We start from the raw sequence: 20508 nt of genomic DNA, 5'->3' as shown, positions 1-20508 counted from the left end.
CAGCCACCTCGGCCGCAACGACGCGGCCTCGTCAGGGAGGTTTCTGAAGTGAACACGCGTATGCGTCGTGCCGCCGTTGCCGTTGCCGCTGGTGCGATGGCCGTCTCGCTGGCCGCCTGTGGCAGTGCCAAGGAGTCCAGCGACAAGAGCGACAGCTCCAGCTCCAGCTCCACCAAGAAGGGCGACGCGATCAAGGTCGGTCTGCTCCTTCCCGAGAACCAGACCGCGCGTTACGAGAAGTTCGACAAGCCCCTGATCGAGAAGAAGATCAAGGAGCTCACGAACAACAAGGGCGAGGTCGTCTACGCCAACGCCAAGCAGGACGCCAGCACGCAGAACCAGCAGGTCGACACGATGGTCACCAACAAGGTGGACGTCCTGATCGTCGACGCTGTGGACGCCGCGGCCATCAAGAGCTCGGTCCAGAAGGCCAAGGACGCCGGCATCCCGGTCGTGGCCTACGACCGTCTCGCGCAGGGTCCGATCGACGCCTACACCTCGTTCGACAACACGACGGTCGGCAAGACCCAGGGTGAGGCCCTTCTCCAGGCCCTCGGCTCGAAGGCCAAGTCCGGCAAGATCGTGATGATGAACGGGTCGTCCACCGACCCGAACGCCGCCCAGTTCAAGGCCGGAGCCCACTCCGTCCTCGACGGCAAGGTGAACGTCGGCAAGGAGTACGACACCAAGGACTGGAAGCCGGAGAACGCCAACGCCAACATGGAGGGCGCCATCACCGCCCTCGGCAAGAAGAACATCGTCGGCGTCTACTCCGCCAACGACGGCATGGCCGGCGGTATCATCACCGCCCTCAAGGCCGCCGGTCTCTCCGTCCCGGTCACCGGCCAGGACGCCGAGCTCGCGGGTGTGCAGCGCATCCTCGCGGGTGAGCAGTTCATGAGCGTCTACAAGCCGTACGCCCCCGAGGCCGACGCCGCCGCCGAGATGGCCGTCGCGCTCGCCCAGGGCAAGTCGCTCTCCACGGTCGCCAAGGACAAGGTCGACAGCCCCACCACGAAGGCCGTCCCCTCGGTGCTCGTCCCGGTCACCTCGCTGACCAAGGACAACATCAAGGACACCGTCCTCAAGGACGGCGTCTACACGGTCAGCGACATCTGCACGGGCGCCTACAAGGCGAAGTGCGACGCGCTCGGCATCAAGTAGTCGGCCGCAGGTATCCCACCGCGTAAGGGAATTCGGACCTGAATTCCCTTACCGGATCTGCGTGATCCAGAACTCCTCCGGCGCCCCGCATCCATCAGCCCCGCAAAGCTAGGGCGGGGCGCCGGACGGAACACTCCACAAACTTCTGCACAACCTCCCGCCGGGTCAGGCGGCGAAGGAGATGGTTAACGTGTCCGCTACGCCTGTTCTGGCGTTGCGCGGGGTCTCCAAGCGATTCGGTGCCGTCCAGGCGCTCACCGATGTCGAGCTTGAGGTCCACGCCGGCGAAGTGGTCGCCCTGGTGGGCGACAACGGTGCCGGAAAGTCCACGCTGGTGAAGACGATCGCCGGTGTGCACCCCATCGATGAAGGCGCCATCGAGTGGGACGGCAAGTCCGTCCACATCAACAAGCCGCAGGACGCCCAGGGCCTCGGAATCGCGACCGTCTACCAGGACCTCGCGCTCTGCGACAACATCGACGTCGTCGGCAACCTCTACCTGGGCCGGGAGCTGAAGAAGCGCGGCATCCTGGACGAGGTCGAGATGGAGCGCCGCTCGCGCGAGCTGCTGGACACGCTGTCCATCCGCATTCCCAGCGTCCGTATCCCGATCGCCTCGCTCTCCGGCGGTCAGCGCCAGACCGTGGCGATCGCCCGTTCGATGCTCGGCGAGCCCAAGCTCGTCATCCTCGACGAGCCCACCGCGGCCCTCGGTGTCGAGCAGACCGCCCAGGTCCTCGACCTGGTCGAGCGGCTGCGCGAGCGCGGCCACGCGGTCATCCTCATCAGCCACAACATGGCGGACGTCAAGGCCGTGGCCGACAAGGTCGCCGTCCTGCGCCTCGGGCGCAACAACGGCATCTTCGAGGTCAAGTCGACCTCGCAGGAAGAGATCATCTCCGCCATCACGGGCGCCACGGAGAACGCCGTGACCCGTCGTGCGGCGCGCAGCAATGGGGAGGCTCAGAAGTGAGCATCGACAAGACCTCTGAGACCCCCGAGGACCACGCCGTGGAGAACCCCGAGGCGGCCGCCGCGGCGGTCACCGTGGTCGACCCCCGGCTCCTCGTCCGCGAGCAGGGCCTCGCGGGATACGTGTCCGAGTTCAAGCGGAAGATGAAGGCCGGCGACCTCGGCTCGATGCCGGTCGTCATCGGCCTCATCATCATCTGGATCATCTTCCAGAGCCTGAACTCCAACTTCCTCACCGCGGGCAACCTGTCCGACATCTCCGTCGCCATGGTCGGCACGGGCATGATCGCGGTCGGTATCGTCTTCGTCCTGCTGCTCGGTGAGATCGACCTGTCGGTCGGCTCGGTCTCCGGTGTCGCGGGCGCGGCCTTCGCGGTGCTGAACGTCACGCACGGCATGAACGAGTGGCTGGCCTTCGTGCTCGCCATCCTCACCGGCACGGTCGCCGGCGCGATCCACGGCTTCGTCTTCGCGCGCATCGGTGTGCCGGCCTTCGCCGTCACGCTGGCGGGTCTGCTGTTCTGGAACGGCTTCATGCTCCAGATCCTCGGCAGCAGCGGCACCATCAACCTGGACAGCGAAGGCCTCGTGGCCAAGCTGACCAGCTACTACTTCACCGATGTGGCCGCCGCCTACGTGCTCGCCATCGGCGTCACCGCGGTGTTCTTCCTGACCTCGTTCTACGGCAACAAGCGCCGTGAGGCCGCGGGCGTCCCGTCCCGGCCGCTGAGCGAGACGATCCTGCGTACCGTGCTGCTGGCGGTCGTCGCCTTCGCCGTGGCGATCACGTACAACCAGTACAAGGGTCTCCCGCTGGCCGTGGTGATCTTCATCGCGGTGCTGCTGGTCACGGACTTCGTGCTCCGCCGTACCGCGTACGGCCGGAAGATCTTCGCGCTCGGTGGCAGCGTCGAGGCCTCCCGGCGTGCCGGTATCAACGTCGAGATGGTCCGGATCTCGGTCTTCGCGATCTCCGGTACCTTCGCCGCCATCGGCGGTCTGTTCATCGCCTCGAAGATCGCCTCCGCCAACCAGGGCGCGGGCGGCGGTGACCTGCTGATGAACGCCATCGCGGCGGCCGTCATCGGTGGCACCAGCCTCTTCGGCGGCCGTGGCCGCACCTGGAACGCGCTGCTCGGTGTGCTGGTCATCGTCTCGATCCAGTACGGCCTGGCCCTGCAGGGCATCGCCTCGCCGGTCCAGTACATGATCACCGGTGGTGTGCTCCTCGCCACCGTCGTCATCGACGCGGTGACCCGCAAGACCCAGAAGTCGGCCGGGCGCGCGTAGCGGCTGACGGGGAGGGCCCGTCGTCGCGGCCCTCCCGGACTCGTGCCCGGCACCACTGGTGCCGGGCACAGTCATGTCCGCACCCGGGCACCCGGGTACTCCGAACGGGTGACATGGACCCCCGGGGCCGGGCGTCGGGCGAAAAGGCGGAACATTAGACTCGACAAGCCCGGCAAAGCTCGAACAGCTCTACCTGCAAGGAGGCACGGGTGCCGCTGCTGACCCGCATCACGGGACCGCGCGATCTGGACCGGCTCAGCCTGGAGCAGCTGGATCAGCTGGCCGGCGAGATCAGGACCTTTCTCGTCGACGCGGTCTCCAAGACCGGCGGCCACCTCGGCCCCAACCTCGGTGTCGTGGAGCTCACCATCGCGCTGCACCGCGTCTTCGAGTCGCCCAAGGACAGGGTGCTGTGGGACACCGGTCACCAGTCCTACGTCCACAAGCTGCTCACCGGCCGTCAGGACTTCTCCAAGCTGAAGATGAAGGGCGGCCTGTCCGGCTACCCCTCGCAGGGCGAGTCCGAGCACGACGTGATCGAGAACTCGCACGCCTCGACGGTCCTCGGCTGGGCCGACGGCCTGGCGAAGGCCAACGAGGTGCTCGGCAAAAACGACCACGTGGTCGCCGTCATCGGTGACGGCGCCCTCACCGGCGGCATGGCCTGGGAGGCGCTGAACAACATCGCGGACGCCAAGGACCGTCCGCTGGTGATCGTCGTCAACGACAACGAGCGTTCGTACGCCCCTACGATCGGCGGCCTCGCGAACCACCTGGCGACCCTGCGCACCACGGACGGCTACGAGCGCTTCCTGGCCCGCGGCAAGGACCTCCTGGAGCGCACGCCGGTCGTCGGCAAGCCGCTCTACGAGACGCTGCACGGCGCCAAGAAGGGCCTCAAGGACTTCATCGCCCCGCAGGGCATGTTCGAGGACCTCGGCCTGAAGTACGTCGGCCCGATCGACGGCCACGACATCGAGGCCCTGGAGTCGGCGCTGGCCCGCGCCAAGCGCTTCGGCGGCCCGGTCATCGTGCACTGCCTCACCGAGAAGGGCCGCGGCTACCAGCCGGCCCTCCAGGACGAGGCCGACCGTTTCCACGCCGTCGGCAAGATCCACCCCGACACGGGCCTGCCGATCGCCTCCTCCGGTGCCGACTGGACCTCCGTCTTCGGCGAGGAGATGGTCAAGCTGGGCCAGGAGCGCAAGGACATCGTCGCCATCACGGCCGCCATGCTCCAGCCGGTCGGCCTGGACAAGTTCGCCAAGGCCTTCCCCAAGCGGGTGTACGACGTCGGCATCGCCGAGCAGCACGCCGCCGTCTCCGCGGCCGGCCTCGCCACCGGCGGCCTGCACCCCGTCTTCGCCGTCTACGCGACCTTCCTCAACCGCGCCTTCGACCAGGTCCTGATGGACGTGGCCCTGCACAAGTGCGGTGTCACCTTCGTCCTCGACCGCGCGGGCGTCACCGGCACCGACGGCGCCTCGCACAACGGCATGTGGGACATGTCGATCCTCCAGGTCGTCCCCGGCCTCCGGCTCGCCGCACCGCGCGACGCCGACCAGGTCCGCGCCCAGCTGCGCGAGGCCGTCGAGGTCGACGACGCGCCGACGGTGGTCCGCTTCTCCAAGGGCGCGGTCGGCCCGGCCGTGCCCGCCGTGGGCCGGATCGGCGGCATGGACGTCCTGCGGGAGGCCGGTACCGACATCCCGGACGTCCTGCTCGTCTCGGTCGGCGCGCTCGCGCCGATGTGCCTGGAGATCGCCGGTCTGCTCGACAAGCAGGGCATCACCACGACCGTCGTCGACCCGCGCTGGGTCAAGCCGGTCGACGAGGCCATGGCGCCCCTCGCCGAGCAGCACCGGGTGGTCGTCACCGTCGAGGACAACTCGCGCGTCGGCGGGGTCGGCTCGTCGATCGCGCAGGCCCTGCGCGACGCGGGCGTCGACGTCCCGCTGCGCGACTTCGGCATCCCGCCGCGCTTCCTCGACCACGCCTCCCGCGCCGAGGTCATGACGGAGATCGGTCTGACCGCCCCGGACATCGCCCGGCAGGTCACCGGCCTCGTCTCCAAGCTCGACGGGCGCTTCGAGCGCACGTCCGCGCACGCCGTGGACTCGGTGGAGCCCGCGCGCGACTGACGCCCGGGCAGCAGGCCCATCGGGCCGGTTCCAGCACCCTGTACGGGTGGTGGAACCGGCCCGTTCGCGTGAACCCGTCCACGCCGGGGCATCCGCCGTACACGCCCCCTCGATCATGTCGAGGACGTCAAGCGTGGAGGTAGGCCCCGTGAGCAGCAACCTCTTCAGGACCAAGAAGATCGAACAGTCGATCCTGGACACCGAGGAGCCGGAGCACGCACTCAGGAAGTCGCTGTCCGCTCTGGACCTCACCGTCTTCGGCGTCGGTGTCATCATCGGCACCGGCATCTTCGTGCTCACCGGCAAGGTCGCCAAGGAGAACGCGGGCCCCGGGGTCTCGCTGGCGTTCGTCGTGGCGGGCATCGTCTGCGGCCTGGCCGCGCTGTGCTACGCCGAGTTCGCGTCCACGGTCCCGGTGGCGGGGTCCGCCTACACCTTCTCGTACGCCTCGCTCGGCGAACTGCCGGCCTGGATCATCGGCTGGGACCTGGTGCTGGAGTTCGCGCTCGGCACGGCGGTGGTGGCGGTCGGCTGGTCCGGGTACGTGCGCTCGCTGCTGGACAACGCCGGCTGGCATCTGCCCGCCTCCCTCAGTGGGCGGGACGGGGCCACCGGGTTCGGGTTCGACGTCCTCGCCGCCGCGCTGGTGCTGGTGCTCACCGCGATCCTGGTCATCGGCGTGAAGCTGTCCGCCCGGGTCACCACGGTCGTCGTCGCCATCAAGGTCACCGTCGTGCTGATCGTGATCGTCGCGGGCGCCTTCTTCATCGTCGGCGACAACTACGAGCCGTTCATCCCCAAGGCGCAGCCGCAGAAGGCGGGCAACAGTCTCCAGGCCCCGCTCATCCAGCTGCTGTCCGGCTACACGCCCTCCAGCTTCGGTGTGATGGGCATCTTCACCGCCGCCTCCGTCGTCTTTTTCGCCTTCATCGGCTTCGACGTCGTGGCCACCGCGGCCGAGGAGACCAAGAACCCGCAGCGGGACATGCCGCGCGGCATCCTCGGCTCGCTGTTCATCTGCACCGCGCTCTACGTCGCCGTCTCGATCGTCGTCACGGGCATGCAGAAGTACACCCGGCTGTCGATCGACGCGCCGCTCGCCGACGCCTTCAAGGCGACCGGGCACCCCTGGTACGCGGGCGTGATCAGCTTCGGCGCCGCCGTCGGACTGACCACGGTCTGCATGATCCTTCTCCTCGGGCAGACCCGGGTCTTCTTCGCGATGAGCCGCGACGGGCTGCTGCCGCGGTTCTTCTCCCACGTCCACCCGAGGTTCCGTACCCCGCACCGGCCGACCATCCTGCTCGGCGTGATCATCGCGATCCTCGCGGGCTTCACGAGCCTGAGCGAACTCGCCGCACTGGTCAACATCGGCACGCTCTTCGCCTTCGTCGTCGTCGCGACCGGCGTCATCATCCTCCGCCACACCCGCCCCGACCTGCACCGCGCCTTCCGCACCCCGCTGGTGCCGCTGGTCCCGGCGCTGTCGGTGCTCGCCTCGCTGTGGCTGATGCTGAACCTGCCCGCGGAGACCTGGCTGCGGTTCCTGATCTGGATGGCGGTCGGCTGCGTCGTCTACTTCCTGTACGGACGCTCGCACAGCCGCCTGGGGCTCCAGCGGAAGGCCGAGCAGGGCGGGACGGGGAAGACGCCGGGACCGCACGGGCCGTGACCGGCTCGCCCTCGACGACTCCGGTCCCGTATGTCCCGCTTCGGTAGGGAGTGCGTAGCCGGATAGCGTGCACCGTATGCGCGCCGGGCTCCTGGACACACCACGCACCGCCACCGGGTCCCGGCTGCCGGGCGGCGGCTACTGGAGACGGCTGCTTCCCGTCCTCACGGTGCTGGTCGCCCTCACCCGGGTGCCCTCTTTCGTGGGGCCCCTGTGGAGCCCGGACGAGGGCTATCTCGCCGTGCAGGCGCGGATACTGGCGGGCGGGGGAGAGCTGTACCGGACGGTCGTGGACCGCAAGCCGCCCCTCGTGCCGTGGCTGTACGAAGGCGCGTTCGCGGTGTTCGGCTCCGGCTCGCTGACCCCGGTCAGGGTGCTGGCGGTGGTGGCCCAGCTGTCGACGGCCGTGCTGCTGGCCTCCCTGGCCAGGCGCCGCTGGGGCGACCGGGCCGGACGCACGGCGGGGGTGCTGTACGCGCTGGTGTCGATCGGGCTCAACCCCGAGGACGCGCAGGCCGCCACCTTCGAGGTGTTCATACTGCCCTGCACGGCCGCCGCGATGTGGTGCGCCGACCGGGGCCGCTGGGGCGGGGCTGGCGTCGCGGTCGCCTGCTCCTTCCTGGTCAAGCAGACCGGCGCGGCCGTACTCGTCCCGGTGCTCTGGCTGCTGTGGCGGCACGCGGAGTTCCCCCGCAGGGGCCTGCTGCGGACGGGGGTCGGGGCCCTCGCCCCGCCGGCCGCCGTGGCCCTGCTCACCGACCCGGCGGGCCTGCTGTTCTGGACCGTCACCGGCTCGGGCGCCTACGCCTCCTTCACCGGCTCGGAACTCCACGTCCTGGGCCGGGGGCTGGTCAACGCGGCGATCCTGGCGGTGGCCTGCGCGGGGCTGATCCCGCCGGTCCTCCGGGCGCTGCGGGTCGCCCGCACGGGCTCGGCCGACCTGTGGCTGTGGCTCGGCTCGTCGACGGCGGCCGTGCTGACCGGTTTCCATTTCTTCGGCCACTACTACCTGCAACTCATCCCGTCCGCGGTGCTGTTGGCGACCGCGGCGCTACAGAACCTGCCCCGCGAGCGTCTGTCGACCGCGGCGCTGACCTCGGCCTGCTGCTGTGCGCTGTTCCTGGCCTGGGGGCTGCTCGCGCCGCGCCCCGAACTCGCCCACTCCCAGCGCCTCGCCGCCGCCCTCGCCCACCGCACCCGGCCCGGGGACCGCGTCCTCGTCTGGGGCATGCACCCGGAGACGTACTGGCTGGCGGGCCGTGCCCCCGCCACCCGCTATCTGACCGCCGGTCTCCTCACCAACTACAGCGGCGGCCGCGACGGTCCCGAGGTCGGCGAGAAGTACGCCGTCGAGGGCGCCTGGCCGGTGTTCCGGGCGGAGTTGGCGACCCGCCCGCCGGTCCTCGTCGTCGACGACTCCCGCGGCCGGCAGTACGCGCCGGACCGGGTGCCGTCGCTGCGCCGGCTGCTGGCCGAGGGGTACGAGGTGGCGGGCACCGTCGACGGGGCGGTGCTGTACACACGTACGGACGCCCAGGACTGACCTCGTGCCGCGGGGGGCGTCGCCGCACCGCGCGGCGGGCCCGGACCGCCAACGGGCCGCGTACGGGCCTCAGGGCGCCGTCGGGCCGCCCGCGGGCTCGGGGTGTCATCGGGCCCCGGCCGCCGGGTGGGAGGGCGCCGGCGGGCCGCGTACGGGCGTCAGGGACTCAGGACGGCCCACGGGGCCGGACCGCACCGAGTCGCCCCGCGACCGCCGCCGTCCCCGTGCTCGCAGCCGTGCCCGGCCGTACGGTTCACGCCCCGTCCCGTACCGCCCTCGGCCCCGTCACCCCGGCCCCCGCCGCGGTGACCCTGCGCCGCAGTTCACGGTCGGCCGTGACGACCAGGCGGGGACGGTCACGGGCCTCCTCCACCAGCTCCACGATGCGGTCGTCCCCGCTGCCGGGGGCAGCCTCGACCCGTACTCCCGCCACCGGCTCCACGCCCCTGGCCGCGCCCTCGACCACGAGGACGAGTTCCACCGGTCCGTCGTGTCCCGGCAGCCCCTCCCGGGCGAGCCGGTCCCGCAAGCGCTCCGCGGCTCCCCGGCGGTCGCGCCACCAGCCGTCGGGCACGGAGCCGACGACATTGGCACCGTCGATGATCACGAGCAGGGGGTCGTCCATGGGGGCCAGGGTCGCACGAACCGCCGTCGCCCCACGGACGGCTGCCGGGCCCCTGGCGAGAGCCACGGGGCCCCGGCTTAGAGTGAACCGGTGAACGGCGAATGGCTCAGACGCGGTCGCGACGGCAGGCTCAGTGTGTACCTGCTGTCGGACACCGCCGTCCTCTGCCGGGCGGAGCGCGGGCCCGGCGGTTCCTGGGACCCCGCGCGCACGGTCGGCGGCGACCAGCGTCTGCACCCCGTGCTCGCGGTCGGCCAGGGCCCCGACGGCTACACCCACCTCGTCTCCTGGCGCCCGACGGTGACCGGGGAGTCGGGGCTCGTCCACTCCACGCACTTCCGCCCACGGCTGTCCGCCCTCGACTGGACGCCGATCGGACACCCCGACAAGAAGGGTGACCGGACCGGCGATCCGGCGGTGGCGGTCGACGGCCGGGGCCGCGCCCACGTCTTCGTGCGCACCAAGGGCGGCGGGGTCGGCATGGTCGCCCAGAAGGAGAAGGGCGGCTGGGACCCGTGGCGCGACCTCGGAGGAAGCGACGTACGGGATCTGGCGGCCGTGACGGGGGAGTCCGGGCTCGTCGAGCTGTTCGCGGCCGTCCCGGACGGGATCCTGCACTGGCGCCAGGAGGAGCCGGGCGCGCGACCGGCCATGGAGGAGGCGCTGGAGGCGTCGGTACGTCCCGGCACCCTCCGCGCGCTCGCCACGTCCCCCGAGTCCAGCACGCTCTTCTACACCGACGAGGCGGGTGAACTGTGCGCCTGGCGGCCGGGTGCCAAGCCCGTACCGCTGCTGCCGTCCGTCGGACCCGGTCCCGTGTCCGTCATCCGCTGCGAACTCGACGGCCACGACTGCACGCTGCTCGCGCAGCGCTCCGCCAGCGGACGGATATCGTTCGCCGCCTATCCGACCGAGCAGGAGTCGGCGGGGGCGTGGTGGACGGAGTCGGGCCCCCGGCTGCCCGCCGACGCGACGGTGTCGATGACGCGGGACGAGGACGGGCGTGTGGTGGCGGCCGCCCTCACGCCGGGCACGCAGGAACTGCTGCTGACCCGCCGCAAGGACGAACCGGGCCTGGCCCTGGAGGCATGGCGCCCGGTCTGACCGCGCCTCACCCGTCGGCCCGAACGGCCTGGTCCTCGAACGCCGGCCGTCAGGAGCGCCCCTCAGGGGCGCGGGGAACGGCGCGCCCAGCCCCCACCACCCGCACCCGCAGAAGCGCCCGGGGCGCCCGGGGAGCGCGAACGCACGGGTGCCCCGCACACCAGGAAGGCGTACGGGGCACCCGGGAAGAACAGCGGAGCGCCTACGCGGGGACGGAAGCCACGCCCGTCTCCAGGAACCGCTTCCCGTTCACCCGCTCGGAGACACCCTCACGGTCCAGGTACGGAGTGAGACCGCCCAGGTGGAAGGGCCAGCCCGCACCGGTGATCAGGCAGAGGTCGATGTCCTGCGCCTCGGCGACGACACCCTCGTCGAGCATGAGCCCGATCTCCTGGGCGACGGCGTCCAGGACGCGGCCACGGACCTGCTCCTCGGTGAGGACGACCTCGCCCTGCTGGAGGAGCGCGGCGACCTCGGGGTCCAGCTCCGGCTTGAAGCCGTTCTCGGCGGAGTAGACGTAGAAGCCGCGCTTGCCCGCCTTGACGACCGCCGCGAGGTTCGCGGAGACCGTGAAACGGTCCGGGAAGGCCCGGTTGAGGGTCTCCGAGACGTGCAGACCGATCGCGGGACCGACCAGCTCCAGGAGGACCAGCGGGGACATCGGCAGGCCCAGGGGCTCGACCGCCTTCTCCGCGACCGCGACCGGCGTGCCCTCGTCGATCACGTTCTGGATCTCGCCCATGAAGCGGGTGAGGATGCGGTTCACGACGAACGCCGGGGCGTCCTTCACGAGCACCGCGGTCTTCTTCAGCTTCTTGGCGACGGCGAACGCCGTGGCGAGCGAGGCGTCGTCCGTCTGCTCGCCGCGCACGATCTCCAGGAGCGGGAGGATCGCGACGGGGTTGAAGAAGTGGAAACCGACGACCCGCTCGGGGTTCTTCAGCTTCGACGCCATCTCGCTGACCGACAGCGAGGAGGTGTTGGTGGCGAGGATCGCGTGCGCCGGGGCGACCGCCTCGACCTCCGCGAACACCTGCTGCTTGACGCCGATCTCCTCGAAGACGGCCTCGATGATGAAGTCGGCGTCGGAGAAGCCCTCGGCCTTGTCCAGCACGCCGGAGACCAGGGCCTTGAGGCGGTTGGCCTTGTCCTGGTTGATACGGGACTTCGAGAGCAGCTTGTCGATCTCCGCGTGGACGTAGCCCACGCCCTTGTCGACGCGCTCCTGGTCGATGTCCGTCAGGACGACGGGCACTTCGAGGCGGCGCAGGAAGAGCAGGGCGAGCTGCGAGGCCATCAGGCCCGCGCCCACGACGCCGACCTTGGTGACCGGACGGGCCAGGGACTTGTCCGGGGCACCGGCCGGGCGCTTGGCGCGCTTCTGGACCAGGTTGAACGCGTAGATGCCGGAGCGCAGTTCACCGCCCATGATCAGGTCGGCGAGCGCCACGTCCTCGGCGTCGTACCCCTTCTGGAGGTCGCCGTCCTTGGCCGCCTCGATGATCTCCAGCGCGCGGTACGCGGCCGGAGCCGCCCCGTGCACCTTGCCGTCCGCGATGAAGCGGCCCCGGGCGACGGCCTGGTCCCAGGCCTCGCCGCGGTCGATCTCCGGGCGCTCGACGACGATCTCGCCCTTGAGGACGGCCGCCGTCCACAGCAGCGACTGCTCCAGGAAGTCCGCACCCTCGAACAGGGCGTCCGCGATGCCCAGTTCGTAGACCTGCGCGCCCTTGAGCTGCTTGTTCTGGTTCAGCGAGTTCTCGATGACGACCGAGACGGCCTTGTCGGCACCGATCAGGTTCGGCAGCAGCGTGCAGCCGCCCCAGCCCGGGACCAGGCCGAGGAAGACCTCGGGAAGGGAGAAGGCCGGCAGGGCCGCGGAGACCGTGCGGTACGAGCAGTGCAGACCGACCTCGACGCCACCGCCCATCGCCGCGCCGTTGTAGTAGGCGAAGGTCGGCACCGCGAGCGTGGACAGCCGCTTGAAGACCTCGTGGCCGCCCTTGCCGATGGCGAGCGCGTCCTCGTGCCTCTTCAGCAGCTCGACGCCCTTGAGGTCGGCGCCGACGGCGAAGATGAACGGCTTGCCGGTGACGCCGGCACCGACGATCTCGCCGGCCGCCGCCTCCTTCTCGACCTGGTCGATCGCGGCGTTCAGGTTCGCCAGCGAGGCCGGGCCGAAGGTGGTCGGCTTGGTGTGGTCGAAGCCGTTGTCGAGGGTGATGAGCGCGAAGCGGCCCGCACCGAACGGCAGGTCCAGGTGACGTACGTTCGCGGACGTCACGACCTCGTCGGGGAAAAGCTCGGCCGCGCCCTTGAGGAGTTCGGTGGTGCTCACTTGTCGCCTCCGGCGTCCTTGTGGTGCGGGTTCTCCCAGATCACCGTGGCGCCCATGCCGAAGCCGACGCACATGGTGGTGAGGCCGTAACGGACCTCCGGCTGCTCCTCGAACTGGCGGGCCAGCTGCGTCATCAGACGGACGCCGGAGGAGGCGAGGGGGTGGCCGTAGGCGATGGCGCCGCCGTACTGGTTGACGCGCGCGTCGTCGTCGGCGATGCCGTAGTGCTCCAGGAACGCGAGGACCTGGACGGCGAAGGCCTCGTTGATCTCGAAGAGGTTGATGTCCTCGATCGACAGACCGGCCTTGGCGAGGGCCTTCTCGGTGGCCGGGATCGGGCCGTAGCCCATGACCTCCGGCTCGACGCCCGCGAAGGCGTACGAGACCAGACGCATCCGCACCGGCAGGTCGTGTTCGCGGGCGAAGTCCTCGGAGGCGATGATCGACGCGGTCGCACCGTCGTTGAGACCGGCCGCGTTGCCCGCGGTGACCCGGCCGTGGACGCGGAAGGGCGTCTTGAGGTTCGCCAGGTTCTCCAGCGTCGTGCCCGGGCGCATCGGCTCGTCGGCGGTGACCAGGCCCCAGCCCGTCTCACCGACCTCCGCGTTGGTGTTGCGCACCGAGACGGGCACCAGGTCCTGCTGGATCTTGCCGTTGGCGTACGCCTTGGCGGCCTTCTCCTGCGAGCGCACCGCGTACTCGTCGGCGCGCTGCTTGGTGATCGTGGGGTAGCGGTCGTGCAGGTTCTCGGCGGTCATGCCCATGAAGAGGGCGGACTCGTCGACCAGCTTCTCGCTGACGAACCGCGGGTTCGGGTCCACGCCCTCGCCCATCGGGTGGCGGCCCATGTGCTCGACACCACCGGCGATGACGGCGTCGTACGCGCCGAAGGCGATGGAGCCGGCGGTGGTGGTGACGGCGGTCAGCGCACCCGCGCACATGCGGTCGATGGAGTAGCCCGGGACCGACTGGGGGAGCCCGGCGAGGATGCCGGCCGTGCGGCCCAGCGTCAGACCCTGGTCACCGATCTGCGTGGTCGCCGCGATGGCGACCTCGTCGATCTTCTTCGGGTCGAGGCCCGGGTTGCGGCGCAGCAGCTCCCGGATGGCCTTCACGACGAGGTCGTCGGCGCGGGTCTCGTGGTAGATGCCCTTCGGGCCCGCCTTGCCGAACGGGGTGCGGACGCCGTCGACGAAGACGACGTCCCTGACGGTACGAGGCACGATGGCTCTCCTCCAGATGCGGGATGGCACTGCTGCGCGGCGCACACGCCTGAGCGCGCGCTCACCGGCCCCATGCTACTTACGAGTAACCACCCTGCCCAGTCCCGGCGCCGGGAGCGGCGAACGTCACACGGGAACGGGGCGGTTTCCGGGGGCCGGGCTCGCGATCGGGGCCGGCGGTCCCGTGCGGAGGGGTCGCCCGCGACGAGGAGGGGCTCGTCCTTCCGCCACGTCCGCCGTGCGGTCCCGCCGGAGATCTTGGCGTGATATCGACGTCGCTGTTCCGGTTCGCGAGGCCCTCCGGGAGCGCTGAAGGGCGTTGCCGGCCCGCGTGGAGCCGGGCGGGTGAACGGCGCGGGTGGAGGGTGCGGTTGTGGAGGGTACGCGTGGCCCGGTGCGGGCAGCCGGGCCGGGGTTCGCGGCGAGAACGGGGGACGGCGCGCGGTGCGAAGAAGGCTGCCGGGCCGGGCGGCGCGAGAAGGGCGGGCCGTGTGCGGGGCGGGAGCGGGTGGGTGGGGTGCTGAGCGGGCCCGCGCCCCCCGAGGGGAGCGCGGGCCGGGATCTCGTGCGGCTCGCGGTCTAGTCCTCCGCGGACAGGGAGGTCACCAGTACCGGTGCCACCTGTTCGACCTGCCAGGGCCGGGCTCCGTACCCGGCGAGCGCGGCGGCCACGGACTCCGGGTCCGGCGTCGTCGGCGGCTCCCAGCACACCCGGCGCACGGTGTCCGGGGTGATCAGGTTCTCCTGCGGCATGTTGAGCTGCTCGGCCAGCGCCGACACGGCGGCGCGCGCGGCGGAGAGCCGGGCCGCGGCGGCGGGGTCCTTGTCGGCCCAGGCGCGCGGCGGCGGCGGGCCGGTCACCGGCTGCCCCGGCTGCGGGAGCTCGGTGTCGGGCAGTGCCTTGGCGCGGTCGACCGCGGCCTGCCACTGCTCCAGCTGGCGCCGCCCCATGCGGTGCCCGTAGCCGTTCAGCGCGGACAGGGCCTGCACATTGAGCGGCAGGGAGAGCGCGGCCTCGACGATCGCCGCGTCCCCGAGGACCTTGCCCGGCGAGATGTCGCGGCGCTGGGCGATCCGGTCCCGGGTCTCCCACAGCTCCCGTACGACCGCCATCTGACGGCGGCGGCGCACCTTGTGCATCCCGGACGTACGGCGCCAGGGGTCCTTGCGCGGCGGCGCCGGCTCGGCCTGTGCGATCGCGTCGAACTCCTGCTGCGCCCACTCCAGCTTGCCCTGCCGGTCGAGCTCCTTCTCCAGCGCGTCGCGCAGGTCGACGAGCAACTCCACGTCGAGCGCGGCGTAGCGCAGCCACGGCTCCGGGAGGGGGCGTGTGGACCAGTCGACCGCGGAGTGTCCCTTCTCCAGGACGAAGCCGAGGACGCTCTCGACCATCGCGCCGAGGCCCACCCGGGGGAACCCGGCCAGACGGCCTGCCAGCTCGGTGTCGAAGAGCCGCGTCGGGACCATGCCTATCTCCCGCAGGCAGGGCAGGTCCTGGGTGGCGGCGTGCAGGACCCACTCCACCCCGGAGACGGCCTCGCCGAGGCCCGACAGGTCGGGGCAGGCCACGGGATCGATCAGGGCGCTGCCCGCGCCCTCGCGGCGCAGCTGCACCAGGTAGGCGCGCTGGCCGTACCGGTAGCCGGACGCGCGTTCGGCGTCGACGGCCAGGGGGCCGGACCCAGCGGCGAACGCGGCGATCACCTCGGCGAGCGAGGTCTCGTCGGCGACGACGGGCGGAATGCCCTCTCGGGGCTCAAGCAAAGGGATCGGCGCCGATTCGACGTCGTCCGGAGGGCCGCCTCCGGTGGTTCGCAGTGAGCTGTCTTCTGCGGTCTCTTGGGCGTCGGTCACCTGTCAAGGGTATCCGTGTATGGACTACGCCCGCCGACGGAACGTTCCGTCGACGGGCGTATGAGGGTCGTAAACCAGTCAGGTCGGTGAAAGATCGCGTTCACGAACGGGTGGGCGGGGTGCGGCTGGGCGTTCCCGTACGCGGGTCAGTGGATGATCCCCGTCCGCAGGGCCACCGCCACCATGCCGGCGCGGTCGCCCGTGCCGAGCTTGCGGGCGATGCGGGCGAGGTGGCTCTTGACGGTCAGCGCGGACAGGCCCATCGAGACTCCGATGGCCTTGTTCGACTGGCCCTCCGCGACCAGCCGGAGCACCTCGACCTCACGGCCGGAGAGCTCGCGGTAGCCGCCCGGGTGGCTCGGGGCACCCGGGGGGCGGCGGTGCATACGGGCGGCGGCCGAGCCGATGGGCGCGGCACCGGGCCGGGTGGGGAGCCCGACGTTGGTGCGGGTGCCGGTGACGACATAGCCCTTGACGCCGCCCGCGAGGGCGTTGCGTACGGCGCCGATGTCGTCGGCGGCGGACAGGGCGAGGCCGTTGGGCCAGCCGGCGGCCCGGGTCTCGGACAGCAGGGTGAGCCCGCTGCCGTCGGGAAGATGGACGTCGGCGACACAGATGTCGCGCGGGTTGCCGATTCGGGGACGGGCCTCCGCGACGGACGACGCCTCGATGACGTCGCGCACACCGAGCGCCCAGAGGTGGCGTGTGACGGTGGAACGGACCCGTGGGTCGGCCACGACCACCATGGCGGTCGGCTTGTTCGGGCGGTAGGCGACCAGGCTTGCGGGCTGCTCGAGGAGAACGGACACCAGGCCTCCTGGGGTGCGGGACGGGACCGGCTCTGGGGATGAAGCCGGGACGAACCGTGCTTTCAAGGTCACAGACGTCTTCGGCACCAAACCCGTTCTCCTTTAGAGAATGATCACGATTTGGTGAGTAACAATCCGTGCAATTCGGACACGCGATCGATCATCCGAAGATCGAACCGAGTCGTTCCCTGTCACGACACGGCTGAAAGTGGCCGTATCGACAAAGCCTCGGTAAGAACCCGGCAAGGCGTGCGGTGCTCGCGCAGGTGTGCGTGCACGGTTCTCACGACAGCCCGCGCACAAGAAAGTGCCGCCCTGCGTGGGGGCGGTGGGTGCTCGGCTGCCCGGAGCCGGACGGTGAGGTGACGCGGCGGGCGGTGCGGGTGGCGGGGCGAGCGGGCGGCGGGCGAGTGGTGCGGCGGGCGGACGGTGGTGCGGTGGGCGGCTCGGTGGGTCCTCGGCGCACGGTCACCGCCGCGGGTTCAGCGTGACTGGGGCCCCCGCCGCTGCGGCAGCGTCACCACCGAGGCGTCGCCCGGTCCGGCCGGCGGCAGGCCCGCGATCTGGCAGAGCAGATCGCACCAGGCGGCGAGATGCGCGCCCGTGTCCGGCACGCCGCCCAGGCCCTCGCGCGGTGTCCAGGAGGCGCGGATCTCGATCTGGGACGCGGACGGACGCTCGGACAGCCCCCCGAAGTAGTGCGAGCTCGCCCGGGTGACGGTGCCGCTCGGCTCGCCGTACGACAGACCGCGGGCCTGGAGCGCGCCGGTCAGCCACGACCAGGAGACGTCGGGGAGGAGCGGGTCGGCGGCCATCTCCGGCTCCAGCTCGGCGCGGATCAGTGTCACCAGGCGGAAGGCGCCCTGCCAGGCCTCGTGCCCCGCCGGGTCGTGCAGCAGGACCAGCCGGCCGTCCGCGAGATCCTCGTCCTCGGCGACGACCGCGGCCTCCAAGGCGTACGAGTACGGGGCCAGGCGCTGTGGCGGACGCGTCGGGTCGATCTCGATCTCCGGCCGCAGCCGGGCCCCCTTCAGCGCGTCGACGGCGGCCCGGAACGGCAACGGAGCAGTCTCCTTCGCATCTTGGTCCCCCTCCTTGGCATCGTCCATTCCCCCAGCGCCGTCCGACAGTCGTCCCTGAGCCGCAGCCATGCGGGGAAGATTAAGGGGAACTGGGCCCGCGCGCAGGGAGAGACACCCGTGCGTGGGACCACTGTCCGGTTCGCGCCCCGCGAACGAGCCGGTCCCGGTGCCGGGGCCGGGGTGCGCGCCCGCCGCGGAGCCCGGCACCGGGGGGCCCGCGGGGCGTGGGAGACTCTCCGTCGTGAGTGCCAATGACCGCCCCGCCGCGGGCCAGCCGCCGACAGCCACGTACGAGTCCGCCTTCCTCAAGGCGTGCAGGCGCGAGCCCGTGCCGCACACACCGGTGTGGTTCATGCGGCAGGCCGGTCGCTCGCTGCCCGAGTACCTCAAGGTGCGCGAGGGCATTCCGATGCTGGAGTCCTGCACGCGGCCGGAGCTGGTCGCCGAGATCACCCTCCAGCCGGTCCGCCGGCACGGCGTGGACGCGGCGATCTACTTCAGCGACATCGTCGTCCCGCTGAAGGCCATCGGTGTCGACCTCGACATCAAGCCGGGCGTCGGCCCGGTCGTCGAGAAGCCGATCCGCACCCGCGCCGACCTCGCGCAGCTGCGCGACCTCACCCCCGACGACGTCTCGTACGTCACCGACGCGATCAAGCTCCTGACGGCCGAGCTGGGCGAGACGCCCCTCATCGGCTTCGCGGGCGCGCCCTTCACCCTCGCGAGCTACCTCGTGGAGGGCGGTCCGTCCAAGAACCACGAGCACACCAAGGCGCTGATGTACGGGGACCCGCAGTTGTGGGCCGACCTGCTCGACCGCCTCGCCGAGATCACCTCCGCCTTCCTCAAGGTGCAGATCGAGGCGGGCGCGAGCGCCGTGCAGCTCTTCGACTCCTGGGTCGGCGCGCTGGCGCCCGCCGACTACCGCCGCTCGGTGATGCCCGCGTCCGCCAAGGTCTTCGAGTCCGTGGCCGGCTACGGCGTCCCGCGCATCCACTTCGGCGTCGGCACCGGCGAACTGCTCGGCCTGATGGGCGAGGCGGGCGCGGACGTGGTCGGCGTCGACTGGCGGGTGCCGCTCGACGAGGCCGCACGCCGGGTGGGCCCCGGCAAGGCGCTCCAGGGCAACCTCGACCCGGCCGTCCTCTTCTCCTCGACCGAGGCGGTGGAGACCAAGACCCGCGAGGTGCTCGACGCCGCCGCCGGTCTGGAGGGCCACATCTTCAACCTCGGCCACGGCGTCCTGCCGGCCATGGACCCGGACGCGCTGACCCGGCTCGTGGAGTACGTCCACACCCGGACGGCGCGCTGACGCCTCACCAGCCGTGCCGCGCCTGTCTGCCCCACAGCAGGCTGCGCGGTTCCGGCGGTGGCGGGGTGCCCCGGCGCAGCGGCCAGGCCAGCACCATGCCCGCGAGGAAGCCGGCCACATGGGCCTCGTACGCGACGGTCCCGGCGGTGGAGACCCCGCCGCCCGACGAGTACACCGCCTGGAGCGCGAACCAGAAGCCGAGCACGAGCCAGGCGGGCAGGCGCAGCGGCAGGAAGACCAGGAACGGGACCAGCACCCACACCCTGGCCCTCGGATAGAGCACCAGGTAGGCGCCGAGCACCCCGGCGATCGCCCCGGAGGCGCCGAGCAGCGGGTCCGACGAGCTGTCGTTGAGGAGCGCGAAGCCGTATCCGGCCGCGTACCCGCACGCCACGTAGAACAGCGTGAACCGCACATGTCCCAGGCGGTCCTCGATGTTGTTGCCGAAGATCAGCAGGAAGAGCATGTTGCCGAGCAGGTGCAGCCAGCTGCCGTGCAGGAACATCGCGGTCAGGACGGAGAGCGGCGGCGACTTGTCGTAGCCCGGCACGCTCACCAGGCAGCCGGGCCCGTGCGCGCCGGCCCCTACCTCACCGGTCGGCACGAGCGGTGGCATCTGATGGTGGATCAACTCCTGCGGCACCGCGGCGTAGTGGTCCAGGAACGCCTGCAGATGGCACAGCTGGGACAGCCCGCTGTCGCCCGCCACCGATCCGGCGAGGCCGGGGGTGTAGAGGAACACCAGGACATTGGCGGCGATCAGGGCGTACGTCACGTAGGGCGTGCTGCGGACCGGGTTCACGTCATGGACGGGTATGACCACGAGGAACTAGTGCCCTGGATGCGCGGCGGGTATCCGCACGGCCACGAGGGCACGCGGACTCCGCCCGGCGGGGGCGCGTGCCCCGGCCCGCACTCCTGCCGGTGCCTCTGAACGCTGTCGCGCTCCGGTGCGTATGACTCCTCAACCGCCCGCGCCGCGACGCAGACGTGACGCGAGGAAGACGTGAGGACACAGGCGATGAACGACCGAGTTACTCCTCCGATGCACGCCCTGCCCGACGGTGAGGCGGAGATCGCCCTGGTGGTGCACCTCCCCTGGGAGGACGTGGCAGCGCTCGGCCAGGAGGCCGGACGGCTCGCGGCGCGCCTTCAGCGTCCGGTGACCCTCGACGAGGCCGTGAGCCACCGGTTGCGCTCCGTTCGGTCGGCCGCGCACGCGAAGCCGCCCACCACGCCGCCCGCGGCCGTCACCGCCTCGGGCTCCGTCTCCTCGCTGCCCGCGCGGCCGCCGGCCGAGCAGGCCCGGCAGGCGATAGACCGCATCAACCAGAACGCCGGTCACGAGTCCGCGTAGGCCGTGACGCGGCGCGGGCGCG

Annotated in this window: 16 protein-coding genes; 9 read left to right on the top strand and 7 right to left on the bottom strand. The window is 71.2% G+C overall.

From position 1 onward, the window contains the following. The first annotated feature begins 60 nt into the window (after nt 1–60). From ACFV2J_RS11730 to ACFV2J_RS11705, 6 genes are all read left to right on the top strand, one after another. Complete coding sequence (locus ACFV2J_RS11730) at nt 61–1164, top strand: substrate-binding domain-containing protein (protein ID WP_385082487.1); 1104 nt, start codon at nt 61–63, stop codon at nt 1162–1164. Nucleotides 1165–1345: 181 nt separating this feature from the next. After that, nucleotides 1346–2137, top strand: a complete 792-nt coding sequence (locus tag ACFV2J_RS11725; RefSeq protein WP_168530652.1) for an ATP-binding cassette domain-containing protein — start codon at nt 1346–1348, stop codon at nt 2135–2137. Next, nucleotides 2134–3426 (top strand): sugar ABC transporter permease, encoded by a 1293-nt coding sequence (locus ACFV2J_RS11720; protein ID WP_385082484.1) that lies wholly within the window; start codon nt 2134–2136, stop codon nt 3424–3426. Before ACFV2J_RS11725 ends, ACFV2J_RS11720 begins: the two co-directional genes overlap by 4 nt. A gap of 209 nt (nt 3427–3635) precedes the next feature. Beyond that, nucleotides 3636–5567: a 1-deoxy-D-xylulose-5-phosphate synthase gene (dxs, locus tag ACFV2J_RS11715; protein ID WP_385438319.1), complete on the top strand. Its 1932-nt coding sequence runs from the start codon at nt 3636–3638 to the stop codon at nt 5565–5567. Nucleotides 5568–5715: 148 nt separating this feature from the next. Next, a complete protein-coding gene (locus ACFV2J_RS11710; RefSeq protein ID WP_385088408.1) occupies nt 5716–7239 on the top strand; it encodes an amino acid permease in 1524 nt (507 codons plus the stop codon). Between the two features lie 76 nt (nt 7240–7315). Then, on the top strand, nt 7316–8782 hold the full coding sequence (locus ACFV2J_RS11705; protein WP_385088410.1) for an ArnT family glycosyltransferase: 1467 nt from the start codon (nt 7316–7318) through the stop codon (nt 8780–8782). Between the two features lie 253 nt (nt 8783–9035). Here ACFV2J_RS11705 and ACFV2J_RS11700 read toward each other — a convergent pair whose 3' ends face one another. Then, on the bottom strand, nt 9036–9407 hold the full coding sequence (locus tag ACFV2J_RS11700; RefSeq protein ID WP_385088412.1) for an NTP pyrophosphohydrolase: 372 nt from the start codon (nt 9405–9407) through the stop codon (nt 9036–9038). A 90-nt stretch (nt 9408–9497) separates the two neighbouring features. Here ACFV2J_RS11700 and ACFV2J_RS11695 point away from each other — a divergent pair, with 90 nt between their 5' ends. After that, nucleotides 9498–10511 (top strand): hypothetical protein, encoded by a 1014-nt coding sequence (locus ACFV2J_RS11695; RefSeq protein WP_385438315.1) that lies wholly within the window; start codon nt 9498–9500, stop codon nt 10509–10511. Between the two features lie 202 nt (nt 10512–10713). Here the strand turns inward: ACFV2J_RS11695 and ACFV2J_RS11690 are convergent, their stop codons facing one another. From ACFV2J_RS11690 to ACFV2J_RS11670, 5 genes are all read right to left on the bottom strand, one after another. Continuing rightward, nucleotides 10714–12849, bottom strand: a complete 2136-nt coding sequence (locus tag ACFV2J_RS11690) for a 3-hydroxyacyl-CoA dehydrogenase NAD-binding domain-containing protein (RefSeq protein ID WP_385088416.1) — start codon at nt 12847–12849, stop codon at nt 10714–10716. Then, nucleotides 12846–14072: a thiolase family protein gene (locus ACFV2J_RS11685; RefSeq protein WP_385088418.1), complete on the bottom strand. Its 1227-nt coding sequence runs from the start codon at nt 14070–14072 to the stop codon at nt 12846–12848. Before ACFV2J_RS11685 ends, ACFV2J_RS11690 begins: the two co-directional genes overlap by 4 nt. Nucleotides 14073–14651: 579 nt before the next feature. After that, on the bottom strand, nt 14652–15926 hold the full coding sequence (locus ACFV2J_RS11680) for an HRDC domain-containing protein (RefSeq protein WP_385088420.1): 1275 nt from the start codon (nt 15924–15926) through the stop codon (nt 14652–14654). A 146-nt stretch (nt 15927–16072) separates the two neighbouring features. Next, nucleotides 16073–16735, bottom strand: coding sequence for a response regulator transcription factor (locus ACFV2J_RS11675; protein WP_019073943.1), 663 nt, complete (start codon nt 16733–16735; stop codon nt 16073–16075). Nucleotides 16736–17217: 482 nt separating this feature from the next. Then, on the bottom strand, nt 17218–17844 hold the full coding sequence (locus ACFV2J_RS11670; RefSeq protein WP_385095200.1) for a DUF3000 domain-containing protein: 627 nt from the start codon (nt 17842–17844) through the stop codon (nt 17218–17220). Nucleotides 17845–18058: 214 nt separating this feature from the next. Between ACFV2J_RS11670 and hemE the strand changes: the two genes are divergently transcribed. Next, a complete protein-coding gene (gene hemE, locus ACFV2J_RS11665) occupies nt 18059–19129 on the top strand; it encodes a uroporphyrinogen decarboxylase (RefSeq protein ID WP_385095203.1) in 1071 nt (356 codons plus the stop codon). Between the two features lie 4 nt (nt 19130–19133). On the opposite strand, the gene ACFV2J_RS11660 is transcribed toward hemE, so the two are convergent. Continuing rightward, nucleotides 19134–19952: a rhomboid family intramembrane serine protease gene (locus ACFV2J_RS11660; RefSeq protein ID WP_385095206.1), complete on the bottom strand. Its 819-nt coding sequence runs from the start codon at nt 19950–19952 to the stop codon at nt 19134–19136. A 198-nt stretch (nt 19953–20150) separates the two neighbouring features. Between ACFV2J_RS11660 and ACFV2J_RS11655 the strand changes: the two genes are divergently transcribed. Next, the gene (locus tag ACFV2J_RS11655) at nt 20151–20486 is read left to right on the top strand and encodes a hypothetical protein (RefSeq protein ID WP_153288083.1); all 336 of its coding nucleotides are present in this window, start codon (nt 20151–20153) and stop codon (nt 20484–20486) included. The last annotated feature ends 22 nt before the right edge of the window (nt 20487–20508 follow it).

The sequence above is a fragment of the Streptomyces sp. NPDC059668 genome (assembly GCF_042734135.1).
GTDB lineage: Bacteria > Actinomycetota > Actinomycetes > Streptomycetales > Streptomycetaceae > Streptomyces.
The sequence above is the reverse complement of the archived record's forward strand: the minus strand, read 5'-3'. Positions and strand labels throughout refer to the sequence as shown.

What these genes read in the sequence shown, in the direction of transcription:
- ACFV2J_RS11670 (WP_385095200.1), bottom strand. Translation starts at nt 17,844, where the DNA reads ATGGACGATGCCAAGGAGGGGGACCAAGATGCGAAGGAGACTGCTCCG.
- ACFV2J_RS11705 (WP_385088410.1), top strand. Translation starts at nt 7,316, where the DNA reads ATGCGCGCCGGGCTCCTGGACACACCACGCACCGCCACCGGGTCCCGG.
- ACFV2J_RS11730 (WP_385082487.1), top strand. Translation starts at nt 61, where the DNA reads ATGCGTCGTGCCGCCGTTGCCGTTGCCGCTGGTGCGATGGCCGTCTCG.
- ACFV2J_RS11655 (WP_153288083.1), top strand. Translation starts at nt 20,151, where the DNA reads ATGAACGACCGAGTTACTCCTCCGATGCACGCCCTGCCCGACGGTGAG.
- ACFV2J_RS11725 (WP_168530652.1), top strand. Translation starts at nt 1,346, where the DNA reads ATGGTTAACGTGTCCGCTACGCCTGTTCTGGCGTTGCGCGGGGTCTCC.
- ACFV2J_RS11700 (WP_385088412.1), bottom strand. Translation starts at nt 9,407, where the DNA reads ATGGACGACCCCCTGCTCGTGATCATCGACGGTGCCAATGTCGTCGGC.